Annotated in this window: 15 protein-coding genes; 10 read left to right on the forward strand and 5 right to left on the reverse strand. The window is 71.2% G+C overall.

Translation table 11 applies throughout. The annotated features are described in order from the left end of the window. Positions 1–104: 104 nt before the first annotated feature. Entirely contained in the window at positions 105–3,845 is a 3,741-nt protein-coding gene (locus tag ACZ5FU_RS06170; protein WP_469045101.1) for a GH92 family glycosyl hydrolase, read from the reverse strand. Positions 3,846–4,596: 751 nt separating this feature from the next. Here ACZ5FU_RS06170 and ngcE point away from each other — a divergent pair. From ngcE to ACZ5FU_RS06215, 9 genes are all read left to right on the forward strand, one after another. Beyond that, positions 4,597–6,108: an N-acetylglucosamine/diacetylchitobiose ABC transporter substrate-binding protein gene (gene ngcE / locus ACZ5FU_RS06175; protein WP_451526856.1), complete on the forward strand. Its 1,512-nt coding sequence runs from the start codon at positions 4,597–4,599 to the stop codon at positions 6,106–6,108. A gap of 28 nt (positions 6,109–6,136) precedes the next feature. Beyond that, entirely contained in the window at positions 6,137–7,063 is a 927-nt protein-coding gene (locus tag ACZ5FU_RS06180) for a carbohydrate ABC transporter permease (RefSeq protein ID WP_468645674.1), read from the forward strand. Between the two features lie 2 nt (positions 7,064–7,065). Beyond that, positions 7,066–7,983, forward strand: coding sequence for a carbohydrate ABC transporter permease (locus ACZ5FU_RS06185; RefSeq protein ID WP_451780029.1), 918 nt, complete (start codon positions 7,066–7,068; stop codon positions 7,981–7,983). Between the two features lie 216 nt (positions 7,984–8,199). Further along, positions 8,200–9,399, forward strand: coding sequence for an ROK family transcriptional regulator (locus tag ACZ5FU_RS06190; protein ID WP_451526859.1), 1,200 nt, complete (start codon positions 8,200–8,202; stop codon positions 9,397–9,399). 121 nt (positions 9,400–9,520) lie between these two features. Next, entirely contained in the window at positions 9,521–10,612 is a 1,092-nt protein-coding gene (locus tag ACZ5FU_RS06195; RefSeq protein ID WP_469044829.1) for a sugar ABC transporter substrate-binding protein, read from the forward strand. A 280-nt stretch (positions 10,613–10,892) separates the two neighbouring features. Further along, positions 10,893–11,684, forward strand: a complete 792-nt coding sequence (locus tag ACZ5FU_RS06200; RefSeq protein WP_451526861.1) for an ATP-binding cassette domain-containing protein — start codon at positions 10,893–10,895, stop codon at positions 11,682–11,684. Further along, the gene (locus tag ACZ5FU_RS06205) at positions 11,681–13,027 is read left to right on the forward strand and encodes a sugar ABC transporter permease (RefSeq protein ID WP_451780027.1); all 1,347 of its coding nucleotides are present in this window, start codon (positions 11,681–11,683) and stop codon (positions 13,025–13,027) included. Before ACZ5FU_RS06200 ends, ACZ5FU_RS06205 begins: the two co-directional genes overlap by 4 nt. Positions 13,028–13,269: 242 nt before the next feature. Beyond that, on the forward strand, positions 13,270–15,189 hold the full coding sequence (gene dxs / locus ACZ5FU_RS06210; RefSeq protein ID WP_451526863.1) for a 1-deoxy-D-xylulose-5-phosphate synthase: 1,920 nt from the start codon (positions 13,270–13,272) through the stop codon (positions 15,187–15,189). A gap of 183 nt (positions 15,190–15,372) precedes the next feature. Beyond that, positions 15,373–16,890: an amino acid permease gene (locus tag ACZ5FU_RS06215; protein ID WP_451526864.1), complete on the forward strand. Its 1,518-nt coding sequence runs from the start codon at positions 15,373–15,375 to the stop codon at positions 16,888–16,890. Between the two features lie 308 nt (positions 16,891–17,198). Here the strand turns inward: ACZ5FU_RS06215 and ACZ5FU_RS06220 are convergent, their stop codons facing one another. Further along, a complete protein-coding gene (locus ACZ5FU_RS06220) occupies positions 17,199–17,573 on the reverse strand; it encodes a PIN domain-containing protein (RefSeq protein ID WP_451780021.1) in 375 nt (124 codons plus the stop codon). A 113-nt stretch (positions 17,574–17,686) separates the two neighbouring features. Between ACZ5FU_RS06220 and ACZ5FU_RS06225 the strand changes: the two genes are divergently transcribed. Further along, positions 17,687–18,703, forward strand: coding sequence for a PLL family lectin (locus ACZ5FU_RS06225; protein WP_451526866.1), 1,017 nt, complete (start codon positions 17,687–17,689; stop codon positions 18,701–18,703). 82 nt (positions 18,704–18,785) lie between these two features. Here ACZ5FU_RS06225 and ACZ5FU_RS06230 read toward each other — a convergent pair whose 3' ends face one another. The 3 genes from ACZ5FU_RS06230 to ACZ5FU_RS06240 form a co-directional block, all read right to left on the reverse strand. After that, positions 18,786–20,924: a 3-hydroxyacyl-CoA dehydrogenase NAD-binding domain-containing protein gene (locus tag ACZ5FU_RS06230; RefSeq protein ID WP_451526867.1), complete on the reverse strand. Its 2,139-nt coding sequence runs from the start codon at positions 20,922–20,924 to the stop codon at positions 18,786–18,788. Further along, complete coding sequence (locus tag ACZ5FU_RS06235; RefSeq protein ID WP_451526868.1) at positions 20,921–22,138, reverse strand: thiolase family protein; 1,218 nt, start codon at positions 22,136–22,138, stop codon at positions 20,921–20,923. Before ACZ5FU_RS06235 ends, ACZ5FU_RS06230 begins: the two co-directional genes overlap by 4 nt. Positions 22,139–22,431: 293 nt before the next feature. Then, positions 22,432–23,796, reverse strand: coding sequence for a ribonuclease D (locus ACZ5FU_RS06240; RefSeq protein WP_469044831.1), 1,365 nt, complete (start codon positions 23,794–23,796; stop codon positions 22,432–22,434). Between the last annotated feature and the right edge of the window lie 169 nt (positions 23,797–23,965).

Below are 23,965 nucleotides of genomic sequence, written 5' to 3' on the forward strand. Positions count from 1 at the left end.
CACTCCGGTCGGGTCACCCCGCTCCGGCCACTCCGGTCGGGCCACCCCGCTCCGGCCCGGTGGGCGGTGAGCCGTACGGCCGCCGCCCACCGGGCCGCCCGCGGTCAGGACAGCAACTCGACCTCCGTGACGACCGCCGGGCCGTCGAAGGCCAGCCGGTAGTGCCGGTACGAGGCCGGGTGGGGGACCGAGAACGCCCGGGTCTGCCGGTCCCAGCGGAACGCCTCCCCGGTGCGCCGGTCCAGGTCCGTCCACGTCACGCCGTCGGAGGAGCCCTGGAGCGTCCAGGCCGTCGGCGCGTCGGAGTGCTTCGCGGACGTGAGCGTGTACTGCACGGCCTTCTCGGCGGCGCCGACCGGCAGGTCGACCGCGCCCGAGACCCCGGTCCCCGTCGCCGACGTGTCGTCGAACAGGGCGCCCCCGCCCGCGAGCACGTCCGTGCGCGGTGCGGGCACCTCGTCGTCCCGGGTGATCGACACGGGGGCCGCGCCCTTCCCGCTGCCCCACGCCGAGGGCTCCGGTCCCATGGCGAAGTCGAGGACCGCCCCCTTCGCCAGCACCGAGTGGGGCAGCGAGGTCGACCTCCACGGGCGGCCGTCGACCTCGAGGCCCTGCACGTAGACGTTCCGGGCGCTGTTGCGCGGCGCCCGGATCACCAGGTCCTTCCCGTTCTCCAGGTGCACGGTGGCCTTCTTGAACAGAGGCGAGCCGACCGCGTACTCGCCGCCGCCCATCACCAGCGGGTAGAAGCCGAGCGCGGAGAAGAGGTACCAGGCCGACTGCTCGCCGTTGTCCTCGTCACCGTGGTAGCCCTGCCCGATCGCGCTGCCGGTGTACAGGCGCCCCAGCACCTCGCGGACCTTGGCCTGCGCCTTCCAGGGCTGCCCGGCCGCGTCGTACATGTAGATCGCGTGGTGGGCCACCTGGTTGGAGTGCCCGTACATGCCCATCCGCACGTCCCGCGCCTCCGTCATCTCGTGGATGACGCCGCCGTAGGAGCCCGTGAACTCGGGGGAGGCGGTCTCCGGGGTCGCGAAGTAGGTGTCGAGCTTGTGCGCGAGGCCGTCGCGGCCGCCGTAGAGGTTGGCCAGGCCGCGGCTGTCCTGCGGGGCGCTGAAGGCGTAGCCCCAGCCGTTGGTCTCGGTGTAGTCGTGACCCCACACGCGGGGGTCGTAGGCCGACGACTTCACCCGCCAGTCGCCCGCGGCGTCCCGGCCCTGGAAGAAACCGGCCTCCGCGTCGAACAGGTGCACGTAGCCCTGCGCGCGGTTGAGGAAGTACTCCGACTCCTCCCGGTACCGCCGTTCGCCCGTCCTCTCGAACAGCTTCCGTCCCATCCGGGCGATCCCGAAGTCGTTGAGGTAGCCCTCCAGGGCCCAGGACAGGCCCTCGTGGGTGTCGGTGGCGGTGTAACCGAGGAACGGCGAGGTCGCCATGCCTTTGCGGCCCACACCGGACGTCGGCGGCACCACGGTCGCGTTCTTCACCGCCGCGTCGTACGCCGACTCCGCGTCCAGGCCGACACCCTTGACGTACGCGTCCGCGAAGGCGACGTCCGAGGAGGTGCCGGTCATCAGATCGGCGTACCCCGGGGAGGACCAGCGCGAGGTCCAGCCGCCGTCCTTGTACTGCTGCACGAACCCGTCCGCCAGTTCGCCGGCCCTGGTCGGCGTCAGGAGCGAGTACGCCGGCCAGGTCGTCCGGTAGGTGTCCCAGAAACCGTTGTTGACGTACACCTTGCCGTCCACGATCTTCGCGCCGGTGTGCGTCGGGGTGTCCGGGCCCGACACCGGCGAGAAGGGCGAGGCGTACTTGTACGTCGAACCGACCTTCTCGAAACCGGAGTTGGGATACAGGTACAGCCGGTACAGGCTGGAGTACAACGTCGTCAGTTGGTCCGGGGTGGCGCCCTCGACCTCCACCGTGCCCAGCAGTTCGTCCCACTGCCGCTGGGCCCGCCGCTCGACGGTCTCGAAGGAGGTCCCCTCCGGGATCTCCCGGCGCAGGTTGTCGCGGGCCTGGTCGACACCGATCAGGGAGGTCGCCAGGCGCAGGGTGACCGTGCGGTCGGCGCCCGCGTCGAACCGCAGGTACCCCTTCGCTCCGTTCGACGCCCCGTCCGTCACCGGCGCGTCGAACTCGCCGTACACGAACAGCCGGGTGGCGCCCGTGGACAGTCCCGACCTCACGTCCGACCAGCCGGTGACGACGCCCTCATCGGTGTCGAGCGTGAGGCCCGCCCGGTCGTTGACGTTGTCGAGGACGACGCTCGCGTCGTCGCCCGGGTAGGTGAAGCGCAGGGCCGCCGCGTGGTCGGTCGGCGCCATCTCCGCCGTCAGCCCGTTCTCGAACCGCACGCCGTAGGAGTACGGCCGGGCCGTCTCGTTCGCGTGCCGGAACGGCAGCGCCCGCGCGGCCCGCCCGGTGTCGGGGACGCCGGCCGCCGTGGACGGCATCACCTGGAACGTCTGCCGGTCGCCCATCCACGGGCTGGGCTCGTGGCTCGCGCTGAACGCCTGGATCGTGGGCAGGTTGCCGGCGTCGTTCGCGCGGGAGTAGTCGTAGAGCCAGCCCAGGCCGGCGGCGTTGGTCACCGGGGTCCAGAAGTTGAAGCCGTGCGGCACGGCGGTCGCGGGGAAGGTGTTGCCCCGCGAGAAGCTCCCGCTGGAGTTGGTGCCGCGCGTGGTCAGCGCGTAGTCCGACAGGTGCGCCTTCGGGGCCTCGGGCGGGACCGTGCGCAGCGTGACGTCGTCCACCCAGCCCCGGAACCGCGCCGGCCCGCCGGGGGAGTCGTAGGCGAGGAGGACGCGGTCGACGGTCTTCCCGGCCGCCACCGCGCCGATCCCCGCGACGACGTCGTTCCACTGGTTGACGTACAGCGACCTGGCCGCGCCCTGCCCGCGGGGTGACAGCGCGAAGCCGTACTGGTCCCTCGCCCCGAGACCGCTCAGATACGTCCCGTCCGTGAACGCCAGGTCCACCGACACGTTCGTCGCCGCGTAGTCCAGGTCGCCCTCGGCCATCGCGGGGAAGACGCGGTAGGCGAGGCGGGTGCGCGCGGAGACCCGCACGTTCACGTCGAAGACCTTGTTGTACGAGTAGCCGCGCCCCTCGGCGGTGTGCCGCCCGGCGTAGCGCAGGGCCCGCAGCCCCGTGAAGCCGGCCCGCGCCTTGGCGGTGGGGGAGCCGCTCGGGCCCCGGTCGACGACGGTCTGCATGTCCGGCGGCACGGGGGCGCCGTCGCCGCCCGTGCCGAACCGCACGTCGGCGAGCTGGAGGAGGCCGGCGCCGTGGTTCTTCGTCACCTCCAGCCGGAAGTGCCGGTAGGAGGCGGGTGCGTCGAGCGCGTACGCCTTCGTCTGCAGCCGCTTGTCGAAGGACTCGCCGGAGCGGGTGTCGAGGGCCGTCCAGTCGCCGCCGTCCGCCGAGCCCTTCAACGTCCAGTCCGCCGGGTCGCGTTCGGCGGCGTCGTTGGCGGACGTCAGTGCGTACACGGTGACCGCCGCGGGTTCCGGCAGGTCGAACTCCACCCAGCCGGTGGCCTCGAAGGCCAGCCACTTGGTGCCGGCCTCGCCGTCGACGAGGTTCTCCTTCACCTCGCCGCCGGCCGTGTTCTCGGCGCTCGCCCGCACGTCCGTGACCCGGTCGGTCACCTCGCCGGGGAGCCCGCCGCCGTATCCGCCGTCGACCCCCGACGCCCGTTTCCCGCCGCCCGGCGCGGACTCGACGGTGCTCCGCCAGTCGGGAGCCCGCTCGCCCTCCTCGAAGGAGGAGGCGAACTCCCGGTCGGGCACCGGCACCCGGTCGGGCAGGGCGACCGCCGCCCCCGGCGCGCCCGCCGCCATGACCAGGGCGGCCGTGCCCACGACCGCCCGTCTCCATCGGACCCACCTCGACCGAGCTCCGAAGCGCTGCATCCGCGAGCACCCTCCCTGCGCCGGACAACGTTGTCTTCTTCGATGCGCAGGAATCAGTAGGTGGCCAAGTGGCAAGTGATGTCAAGGATGTTGACCGCGCCACCCGCGTCCTCCCCGGCGCCCCGGAGGGACCTCGCGGGGCCTCACGTCCACGGGCCGCCACCGACTTCCCGAGGTGCCCTGCCGCGGGCTGCCACCGACTTCCCGAGGTGCCCTGCCGCGGGCTGCCACTGACTTCCCGAGGTGCCCTGCCGCGGGCTGCCACCGGCTTCCCGAGGTGTCCTGCCGCGTTCCGCCGCCGGTCCCCCGCAGGTCGTCCGGGCCGTCCTCGGCGGGCCTGCCGCCCCGCCCTTCGCGGGTCTGCCGCAGGTCGTCCGCCCCGCCCCTCGCGGATCCGTCGCGGACCGCCGAACCACCGTCCGGAGGCTCGCCGTGAATCCCCCATGGGTTCGTGTCCGGCGATTTTCCGGCCGGACGGTCGCGGTGGGCCCGTATTTCCGCCAGGTCTCAACTCGGAAAAGACCCACGGCCAACCTTGTATTCGATCTTGTCCGGTGGCGGGAAGTGGACTATACCTGTCGGCGATTCACTCGATCCGCACAACCCTGCTTGACCTGACCGCGGTGCCGGGAGGAATCCGGTTCACCGCCTGAGTCCTGGAGAAGGCGTGGACTTGAGCATGGGATCCGCTTCTGTGTCCGGTTCGGAAGGCCCGGCCCGACCGGCCGTTCCGGATGATTCCGCCGATGCGATCGAGGACCGTGGTGCGAAAGGCGTCGGCCGCCGTGATCTGATCAGGAGATCGGTCGCACTCGGGCTGATCTCCGTCCCCACGGCGGGTTTCCTCTCCGCCTGCGCCAGCAGCGGGAGCGGTGGTGACGAGGGAAAGGCCGAGACGGGCGAGAAGACCGACAAGAACCCGCTCGGCGTGAAGGACACCACCCGACTGGAATTCGTCCTGTTCGACGGCGGTTTCGGCAAGGAGTACGCCGAGGACGCCGTCAAGATCTACGAACAGCGTTTCCCCGAGGCGAAGGTGAAGTTTTCGGCCACCCAGAAGATCCAGTCCACGCTCCAGCCCCGGTTCAACCAGGGCACCCCGCCGGACCTCATCGACAACTCCGGCGCCGAGCAGATGGACATGGGCGTCCTGGTCGGCAAGAGCCAACTGGCCGACCTCACCGCGCTGCTGGACGCGCCCTCGTACGACGACCCGGCGAAGAAGGTCCGCGACACCCTGCGCCCCGGCATCGTGGAGATGGGCCAGTTCGACGGCGACCCGGTCTGGATCATGTACTACGCCTACACCGTGTACGGCGTCTGGTACTCGCAGAAGGCCCTGGACTCGCTGGACGCGGCCTACCCCGAGACCTGGGACGAGATGCTCGCGGTCTGCGCCAAGGCCAGGAAGAAGGGCATCGCGGGCTGGACGTACGCGGGCAAGTACCCGTACTACCTGCCCTTCTCGCTGTACCCGATGATCGGCAAGGTCGGCGGCCGCGAAGTCCTCGACGCCATCGACAACCTGGAGCCGAACGCCTGGAGGCACCCGGCGGTCAAGGCCTGTTTCGACGCCTACTACGAGCTGTACGAGAAGGGGTACGTCCTGCGGGGCACGCCCGGCCTGGACCACATCCAGTCGCAGACCGCGTGGGCCAAGGGCAAGGCCCTGTTCCTCCCCAACGGCTCCTGGGTGGAGAACGAGTCGGCCGGCGTCATCCCCGCCGACTTCGGCCTCGCCGTCTCCGCGCCGACCGGACTCGACGGCTCCGACAAGCTGCCGTTCGGCACCATCTGGGCCTCCGGCGGCGAGCCGTTCGTCGTCCCGGCCAGGGCGAAGAACCCGGCCGGCGGCATGGAGCAGCTGCGCATCATGCTCGGTGAGGCGTCCTCGAAGAACTTCACCTCCAAGGTCAAGTCGCTGACCGCGTACGACGGCGGCACCGACGGCATCACCCTCACCCCCGGCCTGAAGTCGGGTGTCGCCGCGCTGCGGAAGGCCGGCCGGAACGTGGTGAACCCGCGGCTCCAGGACTGGTACGTGCAATTGCAGAAGGAGAAGATCGGGGTCTCCGGCCTCGGCGAGATGATGGCCGGCCGGCTCACCCCGGCGGAGGCGATCAAGAAGATCCAGGGCTATGCCGACGAGGCGGCCAAGGATTCCTCGATCAAGCACTACAAGCACCAGTGACCGGCGACATCACGACACCGGAGTGGCGATGCAGCACGGCAAGTACCGGTTCATCGTGGGTTTCCTGGCGCCGCCCCTCGGGCTGTACGCGCTTTTCGTGGTGTGGCCGTTCATCCAGTCCATCTCCTACTCGTTCACGGACTGGACCGGGCTGAGCCCCGAATTCGAGATGGTCGGCCTGGACAATTACCGCAGGATGCTGGACGACGACATCTTCTGGAAGTCCCTGCGGCACAGCCTGACGTTCGCGCTCGTGCTGCCGCCGGTGACGATCGGCCTGGCCCTGTTCCTCGCCTTCATGATCAATGTCGGCGGACGCAGGAGGAAGGGCGGCCCGGTCGTCTCCGGTGTGCGCGGCTCGTCCTTCTACAAGATCGTCTATTTCTTCCCGCAGGTGCTCTCGATCGCCATCGTGGCGCTGTTGTTCGCCTTCGCCTACAACCCCGACAGCGGTGCCCTCAACTCGTTGCTGCGGGGGATCGGCCTGGACGGCGTGCAGCCGCTGTGGCTGGGCGATCCGGATCTCGCGCTGTGGTGCGTGATGGCGGTGCTCGTCTGGTCGACGGTCGGCTTCTTCGTGGTGCTGTTCTCCGCCGGCATGGCGTCGATCCCCACGGACCTGTACGAGGCCGCGCTGCTCGACGGCGCCGGCCGCGCCACCACGTTCTTCCGCATCACCCTGCCGCTGCTGTGGGACACCGTGCGGTCCGGCTGGGTCTACCTGGGCATCCTCGCGCTCGGCGCGGAGTCGTTCGCGGTCGTCCAGATCATGACGACCGGGCCGGGCGGACCCGACTACTCGACCACCGTCATGGTCCTCTACGTGTACCAGAAGGCGTTCCGCGACGGTCAGGCCGCCTACGCCACCACCATCGGAGTCGCCCTGCTCGTCGTGACGCTGGCCTTCGCCGCGCTGGTGCTGCGGCTGGGCCGGCGCGAGCGGCTGGAGTACTGATCATGAGCATCGAGAAGACCGCGGAACCCCCGGCGCCCGTCCCGGTCGTGAAGGCGGACGCCCCGCCGGCCGGCGCCCCGCCCCGGACGCGGAAGGAGGGGCAGGTCCTCAACGCCTTCTCGCACGGCATCCTCGTCCTGTGGGCGGTCATGGTCGTGCTGCCGCTGCTGTGGGCGGTGATGACCTCCTTCAAGGACGACGGCTCCATCTTCGGCTCGCCCTGGTCGCTGCCCGACACGCTGCACTTCGACAACTGGTCGCGGGCCTGGACCGAGGCCGACATGGGCGACTACTTCCTCAACACCGTCCTGGTGGTCGGGGGCTCGCTCGTCGGCACCCTGGTGCTCGGCTCGATGGCGGCCTACGTCCTGGCCCGGTTCGACTTCCCCGGCAACCGGTTCGTCTACTACCTGTTCGTCGGCGGCATGAGTTTCCCGGTCATGCTCGCGCTGGTCCCGCTGTTCTACGTGGTGAACAACATGGGCCTGCTGAACACGATCCACGGCCTGATCCTGGTCTACATCGCCTACTCGCTGCCGTTCACGGTGTTCTTCCTGACGGCGTTCTTCCGCACGCTGCCCTCGTCGGTGGCGGAGGCGGCGTTCGTCGACGGCGCCTCGCACAGCCGTACGTTCTTCCAGATCATGCTGCCGATGGCCAGGCCCGGCCTGATCAGCGTGGGGATCTTCAACTTCCTGGGCCAGTGGAACCAGTACATGCTCCCCACGGTCCTGAACACCGACCCGGACCGGCGCGTCCTCACCCAGGGGCTGGTGCAGCTGGCCGTCAGCCAGGGCTACAAGGGCGACTGGTCGGGTCTCTTCGCGGGACTGGTGATGGCGATGCTGCCGGTCCTCGCCGCGTACGTCGTCTTCCAGCGGCAGGTGGTGCGGGGGCTGACCGCGGGGGCGCTGAAGTAGCCCTTTCCCTTGATCCCTTGGACGCCGGGGTAGCACTGCGCAGCCGCCCGTACGCGCGCCGTTCCCGAGTCGGGGGACGGCGCCGTTCGGTGTGTGCATGAATGCGATTAGTGTTCAACCTCTTGACGGGAGGCAACCCGAACAGCTCAGCTTAGAGTTCACTAGTTGGACATAGACGGGGCCTCATCGAAGCGGTCCCGCGCGCGGGAGGTCGTCGTGGAGACTCCGGGGTCGCAGTCGTCGCTGCACCGAGCCAACCTGGAGCGGGTGGTACGCGCCGTGCGTCTGGCCGGGTCCCTCACGCAGGCGGAGATCGCCCGGACGACGGGCCTGTCCGCGGCGACCGTGTCCAACATCGTGCGGGAGCTGAAGGACCGCGGGACCGTCGAGGTCACCCCCACCTCGGCGGGCGGCCGCAGGGCCCGCAGCGTCAGTCTGAGCGGGGACGCCGGCATCGTCATCGGCGTGGATTTCGGGCATACCCACCTGCGGGTCGCCGTGGGCAACCTCGCCCATCAGGTGCTGGCCGAGGAGTCCGAACCACTGGATGTGGACGCCTCCTCGACACAGGGTTTCGACCGGGCGGAACAGCTGGTCAGCCGCCTGATCGAGGCCACCGGGGTGGACCGCTCGAAGATCGCCGGAGTGGGCCTCGGGGTCCCCGGTCCGATCGACGTGGAGTCCGGCTCGCTCGGCTCGTCCGCGATCCTGCCCGGCTGGATCGGCACCAAGCCCGCCGAGGAGCTGCGGGGGCGGCTCGGCGTGCCCGTGCACGTGGACAACGACGCCAACCTCGGCGCCCTCGGCGAGCTGGTCTGGGGCAGCGGCAGGGGTGTTCGTGATCTTGCTTACATCAAGGTCGCCAGCGGTGTCGGCGCCGGCCTGGTGATCGAGGGGAAGATCTACCGGGGTCCCGGCGGAACCGCCGGGGAGATCGGGCACATCACCCTCGACGAGTCCGGCCCCGTCTGCCGCTGCGGAAACCGGGGCTGCCTGGAGACCTTCACGGCCGCGCGCTACGTGCTGCCCCTCCTGCACTCCAGCCACGGCACGGACCTGACCATGGAGAGGGTCGTGCGGCTGGCCAGGGACGGGGATCCGGGCTGCCGCCGGGTGATCGCCGACGTCGGCCGGCACATCGGCAGCGGAGTCGCCAACCTCTGCAACCTGCTGAACCCGAGCCGGGTGGTCCTGGGCGGTGATCTCGCCGAGGCCGGCGAGCTGGTCCTCGGGCCCATCAGGGAGTCCGTCGGCCGCTACGCGATCCCCAGCGCGGCACGCCAACTCACCGTTCTCCCGGGGGCGCTGGGGGGCCGCGCGGAGGTGCTCGGGGCGCTCGCCCTCGCCCTCGGCGAGATGGGTGATTCGACCCTTTTGGACGGCACGCTGTCCGTCAACACGCCTGCCTTCACTTAGAGAACGAATGACGCCGTTGCCATCTCGTTAAGTATTTACTTCTTGACGTCGCACGTGTGGCCGAGTTGACTTCCAGCCACCTCGGCCGCAGCGTTGCGGCCCTGTCAGGGAGGCACATCCAATGAACGCAACGATGCGTAGAGTCCTGATCGGCGCCACCGCCGTCTCCATGGCCCTGTCGATTGCCGCGTGCGGCAAGGCGGGCGACGACGACTCCGACAGCAGCAGCTCCGACAGCAAGTCCATCGGCCTGCTGCTCCCCGACAGCGTCACGGCGCGCTACGAGAAGTTCGACAAGCCGCTCTTCGAGGCCAAGGTCAAGGAGCTCTGCTCCGACTGCGACGTGCAGTACGCGAACGCCGCCGCCGACCCGGCCAAGCAGGCCCAGCAGATGAGCAGCATGGTCACCAAGGGCGTCAAGGTGATCGTCGTCTCCGCGCAGGACTCGGCCGCCATCAAGTCCTCCATCAAGTCCGCGGTGGACAAGGGCGTCAAGGTCGTCGCCTACGACCGCCTCGCCCAGGGTCCGGTCTCGGCGTACGTCTCCTTCGACAACGTCAAGGTCGGCGAGCTCCAGGGCCAGGCCCTGCTCGACGCGCTCGGCTCGAAGGCCACCCCCACGGCGAACGTCGTCATGATCAACGGTGACGACGCCGACCCGAACGCCGGCCAGTTCAAGGAAGGCGCCCACAAGGCCCTCGACGGCAAGGTCAAGATCGCCTACGAGCAGTCCGGCCTGTGGAAGGACACCGTCGCGGCGCAGAAGATGTCCGCCGCGATCACCCAGCTCGGCGCGAAGAAGATCGCCGGCGTCTACGCCGCCAACGACGGCATGGCCGGTGGCATCGCCAACACCCTCAAGGGCGCGAAGATCAGCGGCATCCCGCTGACCGGCCAGGACGCGGAGCTCGCGGGCATCCAGCGCATCGTCGCCGGCACCCAGTCCTCCACCGTCTACAAGGCCTTCAAGCCCGAGGCCGACGCCGCCGCCCAGCTCGCGGTCAACCTGCTCGAGGGCAAGGACATCAAGTCCCTCGCCACCACCGAGCTGACCAGCGGCTCCGGCGACAAGGTGCCCTCGCAGCTGCTGACCCCGGTGTCGGTCACCAAGGCCAACATCAAGGACACGGTCGTCGCGGACAAGCTGTACACGGTCGAGGAGATCTGCACCGCCGAGTTCGCCGCCGCCTGCAAGGCCGCCGGCCTCCAGTAGCGGTCCCGCGCCCCGCGCGCATCCGGCTCGGGCCCCCGCGGGGCCCGGGCCCGGACCACCGGCCGCACAGCGGCCCCGTGAGACCCCGCCGACGCTCGCCCCACCTTCACACCCCGCTGCCGGGGCGGGCGTCGGACGGAACCGTTGCCAAGTGCGGCGGACTCGCGCATGTTCATCTTGTAAACCTCGTGCGTCAGCGCCCCGCAGCCGTCGGCGCTGAGCACACCCTTCCGCGCCTGTTCCACAGCGCGGCATCCCCGCCGGTCAGGCGGCGAAGGAGATGGTTCACGTGTCCGCTACGCCCGTGCTGGCGTTGCGCGGAGTCTCCAAGCGATTCGGTGCGGTGCAGGCACTCACCGACGTCGAGCTGGAGGTCCACGCCGGAGAAGTGGTCGCCCTGGTGGGCGACAACGGCGCCGGAAAGTCCACCCTGGTCAAGACGATCGCGGGTGTTCACCCCATCGATGAGGGCGTCATCGAGTGGGAGGGCAAGCCGGTCAGCATCAACAAGCCGCACGACGCCCAGGGTCTCGGTGTCGCGACGGTCTACCAGGACCTCGCGCTCTGCGACAACCTCGACGTCGTCGGCAACCTCTACCTCGGCCGCGAACTGCTGCGCCGCGGTGCCATCGACGAGGTGGCGATGGAGAAGAACGCCCGCGAGCTGCTGTCCACGCTCTCCATCCGCATCCCGAGCGTGCGCATCCCGATCGCGAGCCTCTCCGGCGGTCAGCGCCAGGTCGTCGCCATCGCCCGCGCGCTCATCGGCGACCCGAAGGTCGTCATCCTCGACGAGCCCACCGCCGCCCTCGGCGTCGAGCAGACCGCGCAGGTCCTCGACCTGGTCGAGCGGCTGCGCGAGCGCAACCTCGGCGTCATCCTCATCAGCCACAACATGGCCGACGTCAAGGCGGTCGCCGACACCGTCGCCGTCCTGCGCCTGGGCAAGAACAACGGCTCCTTCCCCGTGAAGGACACCAGCCACGAAGAGATCATCGCCGCGATCACGGGTGCCACGGACAACGCCGTGACCCGTCGTGCGGGGCGTCGCACCGCGGAGGCGGCCAAGTGAGCGACACGTCCAAGACCGTGAAGAGCGACAGCACCAAGGTCGGCAAGAGCGAGGGCGTGGTGGAGGACCAGACCACGGTCGCCCCCGCCGACGACCCCACGGCCGCCCCGGTCGCCGTCGTCGACCCGCGCCTGCTGGTCCGCGAAGAGGGCCTCAAGGGCTACGTCACCGAGTTCAAGCGCAAGGTCAAGGGCGGCGAGCTGGGCTCGCTGCCGGTGGTCGTCGGCCTGATCGTCATCTGGACGATCTTCCAGCTGAACAACGACCGCTTCCTGAGCGCCGAGAACCTCTCGAACATCAGCTACTACATGTCGGCCACCGGCATGCTGGCCATCGGCCTGGTGTTCGTCCTGCTGCTCGGCGAGATCGACCTGTCGGTCGGTTCCGTCAGCGGCCTGGCGTCCGCGCTGTTCGCCGTGTTCGTGGTGGACCACTCCATGAACCCGTGGCTGTCGCTCGTCCTGACGATCATCACGGGCATCGCCATCGGCGCCCTGCACGGCTGGTTCTTCGCCAAGATCGGCGTGCCCGCCTTCGTCGTCACCCTGGCCGGCCTCCTCGCCTGGAACGGCCTCATGCTGTGGCTGCTGGGCTCCAACGGCACCATCAACCTCCCGTCCGACTCCGGTCCCATCCACCTGTTCGGCCAGAACTCCTTCTTCATGGACCAGGCCATCATCGGGGCCTACCTGCTGGCCGGACTCGCCGTCGTGCTGTCCCTGATCGGCAACTTCGGTGAGCAGCGTCGCCGCCGGGCGGCGGGCGTGCCGTTCCGCGCGACCGGCGAGATCCTGCTGCGCGTGGGCCTGCTCGCGGTGGCGGCGTTCGTGTCCGCGGCCGTGCTGAACAACGCGTCCGGTGTCTCCAACGCGCTGGTGCTCTTCCTGACCGCGCTGGTGATCGTGGACTTCGTGCTCCGTCGTACGACGTACGGCCGCAAGGTGTTCGCGGTCGGCGGCGGCATCGAGGCCGCCCGCCGCGCGGGCATCAACGTCCCGATGGTCCGGATCACCGTGTTCGCCATCGCCGGTGGCTTCGCCGCGCTCGGCGGCATGTTCTTCGCCGGCCAGACCGCCGGAGCCTCGCTGAGCGCCGGTGCCGGCGACACCCTGATGCTCGCCATCGCGGCGGCCGTCATCGGCGGCACCAGCCTCTTCGGCGGCCGCGGTACCGTCTGGTCCGCCCTCCTGGGCATGCTGGTCATCCAGTCCATCCGGACCGGTCTCGACCTGCTGAACATGAACACCTCGATCCAGTACATGATCACCGGTGGTGTCCTGCTCGGCGCGGTCGTCGTCGACTCCGTCTCCCGCAGGAGCCAGAAGGCCGCCGGCCGCGGCTGATCACGGCAGCGACCGACTGTGCCCGGCACCCGTCCTCGGGTGCCGGGCACAGGCGTGCCGGGCACGAGCGGGGAGACCCGCATCCGGGGGACGGCCGATCCGTGAACCCCCGAGAACCCCGAGAACCCCCGTGGACCCCCGAGAACCCTCGAATCATGGGGCGGGCGCCGTCCGCCGGGGCGGAAGATTAGACTCGCAGAACCCGGCAACAGCTCGATCAGCTCTATTGCAAGGAGGCACGGGTGCCGCTGCTGACCCGCATCAGGGGACCGCGCGATCTGGACCGGCTCAGCCTGGAGGAGCTGGACCAGCTGGCAGGGGAGATCCGGACCTTCCTCGTCGACGCCGTGTCCAAGACCGGCGGCCACCTCGGCCCCAACCTCGGCGTGGTCGAGCTCACCATCGCCCTGCACCGGGTCTTCGAGTCCCCGAAGGACAAGGTGCTCTGGGACACCGGCCACCAGTCCTACGTGCACAAGCTCCTCACCGGCCGGCAGGACTTCTCCCGGCTGAAGATGAAGGACGGCCTGTCCGGCTACCCCTCGCAGGCCGAGTCCGAGCACGACGTCATCGAGAACAGCCACGCCTCCACGGTGCTCGGCTGGGCCGACGGCATCGCCAAGGGCAACGAGATCCTGAAACGGGACAGCCACGTCGTGGCGGTCATCGGTGACGGCGCCCTGACCGGCGGCATGGCCTGGGAGGCGCTGAACAACATCGCCGAGGCCAAGGACCGCCCGCTCGTCATCGTCGTCAACGACAACGAGCGCTCCTACGCCCCCACCATCGGTGGCCTCGCCAACCACCTGGCGACCCTGCGCACGACCGAGGGCTACGAACGTTTCCTCGCCCGCACCAAGGACATCCTCGACCGCACCCCGGTCGTCGGGAAGCCCCTCTTCGACACCCTGCACGGCGCCAAGAAGGGCCTGAAGGACTTCATCGCCCCGCAGGGCATGTTCGAGGACCTCGGCCTGAAGTACGTCGGCCCCATCGACGGCCACGACATCGAGGCCCTGGAGTCGGCGCTGGCCCGCGCCAAGCGCTTCGGTGGCCCCGTCATCGTGCACTGCCTCACCGAGAAGGGCCGCGGCTACCAGCCCGCCCTCCAGGACGAGGCCGACCGCTTCCACGCCGTCGGCAAGATCCACCCCGACACGGGTCTGCCGATCGCCAGCAGCGGCGCCGACTGGACCTCCGTCTTCGGCGAGGAGATGGTCAAGCTCGGCACCGAGCGCGAGGACGTCGTCGCCATCACCGCGGCCATGCTCCAGCCGGTCGGCCTGGACAAGTTCGCCAAGGCCTTCCCCGAGCGCGTCTACGACGTCGGCATCGCCGAGCAGCACGGCGCCGTCTCCGCGGCGGGCCTCGCCCACGCCGGCGTGCACCCCGTCTTCGCGGTCTACGCCACCTTCCTCAACCGCGCCTTCGACCAGGTCCTCATGGACGTCGCCCTGCACAAGTGCGGCGTCACGTTCGTGCTCGACCGGGCCGGCGTGACCGGCACCGACGGCGCCTCCCACAACGGCATGTGGGACATGTCGATCCTCCAGGTCGTCCCGGGCCTGAGGCTGGCCGCGCCGCGCGACGCCGACCAGGTGCGCGCCCAGCTGCGGGAGGCCGTCGAGGTCGACGACGCGCCGACCGTGGTGCGCTTCTCCAAGGGTGCCGTGGGCCCCGCCGTACCGGCCGTGGGACGCGTCGGCGGCATGGACGTGCTGCGCGAGCCGGGCACCGACCGGCCCGACGTGCTGCTGGTCTCCGTGGGCGCCCTCGCCCCGATGTGCCTGGAGATCGCCGCCCTCCTCGACCGGCAGGGCATCTCCACCACCGTCGTCGACCCGCGCTGGGTCAAGCCCGTCGACGAGGCCATGGCCCCGCTCGCCGAGCGCCACCGCGTCGTCGTCACCGTCGAGGACAACTCGCGCGTCGGCGGCGTGGGCTCCACGATCGCCCAGGCCCTGCGCGACGCCGGGGTGGACGTGCCCCTGCGCGACTTCGGCATCCCGCCCCGCTTCCTCGACCACGCCTCCCGCGCCGAGGTCATGGCCGAGATCGGGCTGACCGCCCCCGACATCGCCCGCCAGGTCACCGGCCTGGTCTCCCGCCTCGACGGGCGGTACGACAGGACGGCCGCCGAGGCCGAGCCCGCGCGCGACTGACGGGAAGCGGGCGCGACCGACGGGAAGCGGGCGCGATGCGCGCGCCGTGCCGTTGCCGGGCCGGTTCCACCGCTGAGAGAGTGGTGGAACCGGCCCATTTGCGTGATTGAGCCCGCTCCGGGGCATACGGACTACGGCCCCTCTCGATCATGTCGGGGACGACACCGCGTGGGAGGTACACCCATGAGCAACGCCCTCTTCCGGACGAAGAAGGTCGAGCAGTCCATCCTCGACACGGAGGAACCCGAGCACGCGCTCAAGAAATCCCTGTCCGCGCTCGACCTGACCGTCTTCGGCGTCGGCGTCATCATCGGCACCGGCATCTTCGTCCTGACCGGCACGGTCGCCAAGAACAACGCCGGTCCCGCCGTCGCCCTGGCCTTCGTGGCGGCCGGCGTCGTCTGCGCGCTCGCCGCGCTCTGCTACGCCGAGTTCGCCTCCACCGTCCCGGTGGCCGGCTCCGCCTACACCTTCTCCTACGCCTCCCTCGGCGAACTGCCCGCCTGGATCATCGGCTGGGACCTGGTCCTGGAGTTCGCGCTGGGCACGGCGGTGGTCGCGGTCGGCTGGTCCGGCTACATCGCCTCGCTGCTGGACAACGCGGGCTGGCACCTGCCGGCGGCGCTCAGCGGCCGGGACGGGGCCGAGGGCTTCGGCTTCGACATCCTCGCCGCCGCGCTCGTCCTGGTCCTGACCGCCATCCTCGTCGTCGGCACCAAGCTCTCCGCGCGCGTCACCTCGGTGGTCGTCGCGATCAAGGTGACCGTGGTCCTCGTCGTGATCATCGCGGGCGCCTTCCTCGTCGAGGGCGCCAACTACGACCCGTTCGTCCCGAAGGCGCAGGCGGTGCCGGCCGGCGACAGCCTCCAGGCCCCGCTCATCCAGTTGATGTTCGGCTGGGCGCCGTCCAACTTCGGTGTGATGGGCATCTTCACCGCCGCCTCCGTGGTCTTCTTCGCGTTCATCGGCTTCGACGTGGTGGCCACGGCCGCGGAGGAGACCAGGAACCCACAGCGGGACATGCCCCGCGGCATCATCGGCTCCCTGATCATCTGCACCGCCCTCTACGTCGCGGTGTCGATCGTCGTGACCGGCATGCAGAAGTACACCGATCTGTCCATCACCGCCCCCCTCGCCGACGCGTTCAAGGCCACCGGCCATCCCTGGTTCGCCGGCTTCATCAGCTTCGGCGCCGCCGTCGGCCTCACCACGGTCTGCATGATCCTGCTGCTCGGCCAGACCCGCGTCTTCTTCGCGATGAGCCGCGACGGACTGCTGCCGCGGTTCTTCTCCCAGGTCCACCCGCGCTTCAAGACCCCGCACCGGCCGACCATCCTGCTCGGCGTGCTCATCGCGATCCTGGCCGGTTTCACGCCCCTGAGCGAACTCGCCGAACTCGTCAACATCGGCACGCTCTTCGCCTTCGTGGTCGTCGCCATCGGCGTGATCATCCTGCGCCGGACCCGTCCCGACCTGCCCCGGGCCTTCCGCACCCCCTGGGTGCCGGTGCTGCCGGTCCTGTCGGTGCTGGCCTCGCTGTGGCTGATGCTCAACCTGCCCGCCGAGACCTGGCTGCGCTTCGTGATCTGGATGGTGATCGGCTTCGCCGTGTACTTCCTGTACGGCCGTTCCCACAGCCGCCTGGGGCGCGGCGAGGAGGCCACCGCCGGCCGGGGCGCCGGGCCCGCCGCCGGCCGCTGAACGACCCCGCGCGACCCCGCCCCGCGGCCCCGCGCGACCCCGTCCCGGCGGTGCCCGCGGGGCCGTGCGCCGTTCGGGCGGGGTGCGCGAGGACGCCGTACCCGTTCAGGGCGGGTCCGCCCCTTCTCGTCGGGCGGGCGACGCCCGGCTCGGCTCCCCCACGCTCGGCTCCGCTCGTGCGGGAGGGCCCCCGCCGCGTCGTCGGACCACCCGAGCACCTCCGGTGCACGGGCGATCCTCCGCCGTGCGACGCACCGCCACCGCACCGGACGCCGCGCGCCGGCCCGACGCGCAGGGCCGGACACGCCCTACGGCCGCACGGTGCGAGGTCCCGCCACCCCGGCGCCCAGGGCGGTGACCCGCCGGCGCAGTTCGCGGTCGGCCGTGACGACCAGGCGGCGGCGGTCGCCCGACCGGGCCACCAGGCCGACGATGTGGTCGTCGCCGCTGCCGGACGCCGACTCCACCCGCACGCCGGACACCGGCGCCACACCGCGCGCGGCGCCCTCGACGACCAGGACGATCTCCACGGGCCCGGGGTGTCCCGGCAGCCCGTCGGCGGCCAGCCGGTCCCGCAGCCGCTCCGCCGCGCCCCGCCGGTCGCGCCACCACCCGTCGGGCACCGACCCCACGACGTTCGCGGCGTCGACGATCACGAGCAGCGGGCCGTCGTCGTCATCCATGGGGCCCAGGGTGCCACGGCCGAGGACGGCCGCGGCAGCCGACGACGGCCGATGCCGGTCCCCGGCGCGGCCCGCCCGAGGGCGCCGCCGAGGGGCCGTCATAAAGTGACCGGGTGAACGGCGAATGGCTCGTACGTGGCCGCGACGGGCGGCTCTGTGTCTACCTGACGTCGGACGACGCGGTGCTGTGCCGCGCGGAGCGCACCCCGGGCGGCGCCTGGGACCCGCCGCGCCGGGTCGGTGGCGACCAGAAGCTGCGCGCGGCCGCGGCGGTCGGCCGTGGGGCCGACGGGTACGCCCACCTCGCCTCCTGGCGGCCCACCGTGCCGGGGCAGTCGGGGATCGTGCACTCCGCGCACTTCCGGCCCCTGCTCGCCGCCCTCGACTGGGTTCCGGTCGGCCACCCGGAGACCAGGGGCGACCTCACCGGCATCCCCGCCGTGGCCGTGGACGCCCAGGGGCGGGCGCACGTCTTCGCCGCCCGGGGCGGCACCGGGCTCGGCATGGTGGCCCAGAAGGAGAAGGGCGGCTGGGACCCGTGGCGCGACCTGAAGGGTCCGGACGTCCTGGACGCACCGGTCGCGCTCGCGGGGGAGTCCGGGCGCGTCGAGGCGTACGCGGCCGTCCCCGGCGGGCTGCAGCACTGGCGGCAGGAGCAGCCGGGCACCCCGCCCGTCCTCGGGGAGTCGGTGCAGACACCGGTCCGCCCCGGCACCCTGCGGGCCCTGGCCACCTCGCCGGAGCACACCACGCTCTACTACACCGACGCCTCGGGCGACCTGTGCGCGTGGCGCCCCGGGGGCGCGCCCGTCGCCCTGCTCACCGCGGCGGGCCCCGGTCCGGTGGCCGCCGTGCGCTGCGAACTCGACGGCCACGACTGCACGCTCCTCGCCCAGCGCTCCTCCGGCGGCCGGGTGGCCTTCGCGGCGTACCCCACCGAGGAGGAGGGCGCCGGCGCCTGGTGGGCCGAGTCCGGACCCGGGCTGCCCGCCGACGCCGAGGTGGCCCTCGCCCGCGACCACGAGGACCGGGTGGTCGCCGCGACCCTGTCCCCGTCGGCCGGCCGGCTCCTCGTCACCCGCCGCAAGGACGAACCGGGGCTGGCGCTGACGGCGTGGCAGGAGGTCTGACGGGGTTGCGGCGAGGCCCGGTGCGGACGCGAGGAGGGCCCCCGCCGACCGGCGGGGGCCCTCCTCACGTCATGCGTCCGCGTTACGCCGGGACCGACGCGACGCCCGGGGCGAGGAACCTCTTGCCGTTCACCCGCTCCGACACGCCCTCACGGTCCAGGTACGGCGTGATGCCGCCCAGGTGGAAGGGCCAGCCGGCACCGGTGATCAGGCAGAGGTCGACGTCCTGCGCCTCGGCGACGACACCCTCGTCGAGCATGAGCCCGATCTCCTGCGCCACCGCGTCCAGGACGCGCGCCCGCACCTGCTCCTCGGTGAGGACGGTGTCGCCCTGCTTCAGCAGCGCGGAGACCTCCGGGTCCAGCTCCGGCCGGAAGTCGTTCTCGGCGGAGTAGACGTAGAAGCCGCGCTTGCCCGCCTCGACGACCGCCTTGAGGTTCGGGGAGACCGTGAAGCGGTCCGGGAACGCCCGGTTGAGCGTCTCCGAGACGTGCAGGCCGATGGCCGGGCCGACCAGCTCGAGGAGGACCAGCGGGGACATCGGCAGGCCGAGCGGCTCCACCGCCTTCTCCGCGACCTCGACCGGGGTGCCCTCGTCGATGACGTTCTGCACCTCGCCCATGAAGCGGGTCAGGATGCGGTTCACGACGAACGCCGGGGCGTCCTTCACCAGGACGGCCGTCTTCTTCAGCTTCTTGGCGACGGCGAAGGCGGTGGCCAGCGACGCGTCGTCGGTCGCCTCGCCGCGCACGATCTCCAGGAGCGGCAGGATCGCGACCGGGTTGAAGAAGTGGAAGCCCACGACCCGCTCGGGGTTCTTCAGCTTCGACGCCATCTCGGTGACGGAGAGGGACGAGGTGTTGGTGGCGAGGATCGCGTGCGCCGGGGCGACCGCCTCGACCTCCGCGAACACCTGCTGCTTGACACCGATCTCCTCGAACACGGCCTCGATGATGAAGTCCGCGTCCGCGAAGCCCTCGGCCTTGTCCAGCACACCGGTCACCAGCGCCTTGAGGCGGTTGGCCTTGTCCTGGTTGACGCGGCCCTTGCCGAGCAGCTTGTCGATCTCGGCGTGGACGTAGCCCACACCCTTGTCGACGCGCTCCTGGTCGATGTCGGTCAGCACGACCGGCACCTCCAGACGGCGCAGGAACAGCAGGGCGAGCTGCGAGGCCATCAGGCCCGCGCCCACGACGCCGACCTTGGTGACCGGGCGGGCCAGGCTCTTGTCCGGGGCGCCGGCCGGGCGCTTGCCGCGCTTCTGCACCAGGTTGAACGCGTAGATGCCGGCGCGCAGTTCACCGCCCATGATCAGGTCGGCGAGGGCCTGGTCCTCGGCGTCGTAGCCCTGCTGGAGGTCGCCGTTCTTGGCGGCGGCGATGATGTCGAGGGCGCGGTAGGCGGCCGGGGCCGCACCGTGCACCTTGCCGTCCGCGATGAAGCGGCCCCGGGCGACGGCCTGGTCCCAGGCCTCGCCGCGGTCGATCACCGGACGGTCGACGACGATCTCGCCCTTGAGGACGGACGCCGTCCAGATCAGCGACTGCTCCAGGAAGTCCGCGCCCTCGAACAGGGCGTCGGCGATGCCCAGTTCGTAGACCTGGGCGCCCTTGAGCTGCTTGTTCTGGTTGAGCGAGTTCTCGATGATCACCGAGACGGCCTTGTCGGCGCCGATCAGGTTCGGCAGCAGGGTGCAGCCGCCCCAGCCGGGGACCAGACCGAGGAAGACCTCGGGCAGGGAGAAGGCGGGCAGGGCCGCGGACACCGTGCGGTAGGTGCAGTGCAGGCCGACCTCGACGCCGCCGCCCATGGCCGCGCCGTTGTAGTACGCGAAGGTCGGCACGGCCAGGCCGGAGAGGCGCTTGAAGACCTCGTGGCCGCCCTTGCCGATGGCGAGCGCGTGCTCGTGCTCCTTCAGCAGTTCGACGCCCTTGAGGTCGGCGCCGACCGCGAAGATGAACGGCTTGCCGGTGACGCCCGCGGCGACGATCTCGCCGGCCGCCGCCTCCTTCTCGACCTGGTCGATCGCGGTGTTCAGGTTCGCGAGGGACTGCGGGCCGAAGGTGGTCGGCTTGGTGTGGTCCAGCCCGTTGTCGAGGGTGATCAGGGCGAAGCGCCCGGCACCCAGCGGCAGGTCGAAGTGGCGTACGTGCGCCGACGTGACGACCTCGTCCGGGAACAGCTCGGCCGCACCCTTCAACAGCTCAGCGGTGGTGCTCACTTGTCCCCCTCGAAGTGCGGGTTCTCCCAGATGACCGTCGCGCCCATGCCGAAGCCGACGCACATGGTGGTCAGGCCGTAGCGGACGTGCGGCTGCTCCTCGAACTGGCGGGCCAGCTGCGTCATCAGCCGGACGCCGGAGGAGGCCAGCGGGTGCCCGAAGGCGATGGCGCCGCCGTACTGGTTGACGCGCTCGTCGTCGTCGGCGATGCCGTAGTGGTCCAGGAAGGCCAGGACCTGGACGGCGAAGGCCTCGTTGATCTCGAAGAGGCCGATGTCGGAGATGGACAGACCCGCCTGCGCGAGGGCCTTCTCCGTGGCCGGGATCGGGCCGTAGCCCATGACCTCCGGCTCGACGCCCGCGAAGGAGTAGGAGACCAGGCGCATCTTGACCGGCAGGCCGTTCTCGCGCGCGAAGTCCTCGGAGGCGATGAGGGAGGCGGTGGCGCCGTCGTTCAGACCGGCCGCGTTGCCGGCGGTGACCCGGCCGTGCACGCGGAAGGGGGTCTTCAGCCCGGAGAGGTTCTCCAGGGTCGTGCCCGGACGCATCGGCTCGTCGGCGGTGACCAGGCCCCAGCCCGTCTCACCGGCCTCCGGGCTGGTGCGCCGCACGGACACCGGCACCAGGTCGGCCTGGATCTTGCCGTCGGCGTACGCCTTGGCGGCCTTCTCCTGCGAGCGCACCGCGTACTCGTCGGCGCGCCGCTTGGTGATCTGCGGGTAGCGGTCGTGCAGGTTCTCCGCCGTCATGCCCATGAACAGGGCGGACTCGTCGACCAGCTTCTCGCTGACGAACCGCGGGTTCGGGTCGACGCCCTCGCCCATCGGGTGGCGGCCCATGTGCTCGACACCGCCGGCGATGGCGACGTCGTAGGCGCCGAAGGCGACGGAGCCGGCGACCGTGGTGACGGCCGTCAGGGCGCCCGCGCACATGCGGTCGATCGAGTAACCGGGCACCGAGGTCGGCAGACCGGCCAGGATGCCGGCGGTGCGGCCGATGGTCAGGCCCTGGTCGCCGATCTGCGTGGTCGCGGCGATGGCGACCTCGTCGACCTTCTTCGGGTCGAGACCGGGGTTGCGGCGCAGCAGCTCCCGGATCGCCTTCACGACGAGGTCGTCGGCACGGGTCTCGTGGTAGATGCCCTTCGGGCCCGCCTTGCCGAACGGGGTACGGACGCCGTCGACGAAGACGACGTCCCTGACGGTACGAGGCACGATGGCTCTCCTCCAGGTGCGGGATGGCACTGCTGCGTGGCGCAAGCGCTGAGCGCGCGCTCAGGGCCCATGCTACTTGTGGGTAACGTAGCTGCACAGCCCTACCCGGCGGAGCGGTGAATGTCACACGGCCGCCGGACGGCACCGGCACCCGCCCGCTCCGCTCGCCCGCACGAGATCTTGGCCTGATCCCGACCTCGCCGTGTCGTCCGGCAACGCGGGCGGATCCCGGGTGCCGGCCGCACCACCACGCACGGCCGGCGGCCGCCGTACGGCGGCGGTGTCCGCGCCGGCTACGCCAGCTCCGGGCTCCCGGCCTCCGGCGCGCCGCCGGTCCCCGCCGTCTGCGCCGGCTGTGCCGTTTGGGTGCTGGTGTCCTTCGCCGACAGCGCCGCCACCAGCACCGGCGTCGCCTGCTCCACCTGCCAGGGGCGGGCGCCGAGGGCGGTGAGCGCCGCGGCGACGGAGTCCGCGTCGGCCTGCCGGGGCGGTTCCCAGCAGACCCGCCGGACGGTGTCCGGGGCGATCAGGTTCTCCTGCGGCATGTTCAGCTCCTCGGCCAGCGCCGAGACCGCCGACCGCGCCGCCGAGAGGCGGGCCGCGGCCTCGGGGTCCTTGTCCGCCCAGGCCCGCGGCGGCGGCGGCCCCGCGACCGACTGCCCCGGCTGCGGAAGCTGCGACTCGCTCAGCGCCCTGGCCCGGTCGACGGCCGCCTGCCACTGTTCGAGCTGGCGCCGGCTCATGCGGTGCCCGAAGCCGTTCAGCGCGGCCAGCGCGTGCGCGTTGACCGGCACGGCGAGCGCGGCCTCCACGATGGCCGCGTCGGACAGCACCTTGCCGGGCGACACGTCCCGCCGCTGGGCGATCCGGTCCCGCGTCTGCCACAGCTCCCGCACCACGCCGAGCTGGCGGCGCCGGCGCACCTTGTGCATGCCGGACGTACGGCGCCAGGGGTCCTTGCGGGGCTCGGGCGGCGGAGCGGAGGCGATCGCGTCGAACTCCTGCCGGGCCCACTCCAGCTTGCCCTGCCGGTCCAGTTCCTTCTCCAGCGCGTCGCGCAGGTCGACGAGGAGCTCGACGTCCAGGGCGGCGTAGCGCAGCCACGGCTCGGGCAGCGGGCGGGTGGACCAGTCGACGGCGGAGTGTCCCTTCTCCAGGACGAAGCCGAGGACGCCCTCGACCATCGCGCCGAGTCCGACGCGCGGGAACCCGGCCAGCCGGCCGGCCAGCTCGGTGTCGAACAGCCGGGTGGGCACCATGCCTATCTCCCGCAGGCACGGCAGGTCCTGGGTGGCCGCGTGCAGCACCCACTCCACGTCGGACAGCGCCTCGCCGAGCACGGAGAGGTCGGGGCAGGCGACGGGATCGATCAGCGCGGTGCCGGCGCCCTCGCGGCGCAGCTGCACCAGATAGGCGCGCTGGCCGTAGCGGTAGCCGGAGGCGCGCTCGGCGTCCACGGCGACGGGGCCGGAGCCGGCGGCGAAGGCGGCGATCGTCTCGGCGAGCGCGGCCTCGTCGGCGATCACGGGGGGAATGCCCTCGCGTGGTTCGAGCAGTGGTGTCGGCGCCCCGGTGGCAAGCGGTCCGTCGTCTTCCGGAGGGGCGCCCCCGGTGGTTCGCAGTGAACTGGCTGCTGCGGTTTCTTGGGCGTCGGTCACCTGTCAAGGGTATCCGTGTGTGGGCGGAGACTGCCGACGGAACGTTCCGTCGGCAGTCTCCGTGGGGTCGCAAACCAGTCAGGCCGGGGGAGGGGGGCGGGGAACCGGCCGGGCCGGCGAGGACGGGCGGGGCGAACCGGTGAGGCCGGTGGGGCGGGGAGGGGTCGAG

Source organism: Streptomyces sp. NPDC031554 (assembly GCF_055580685.1).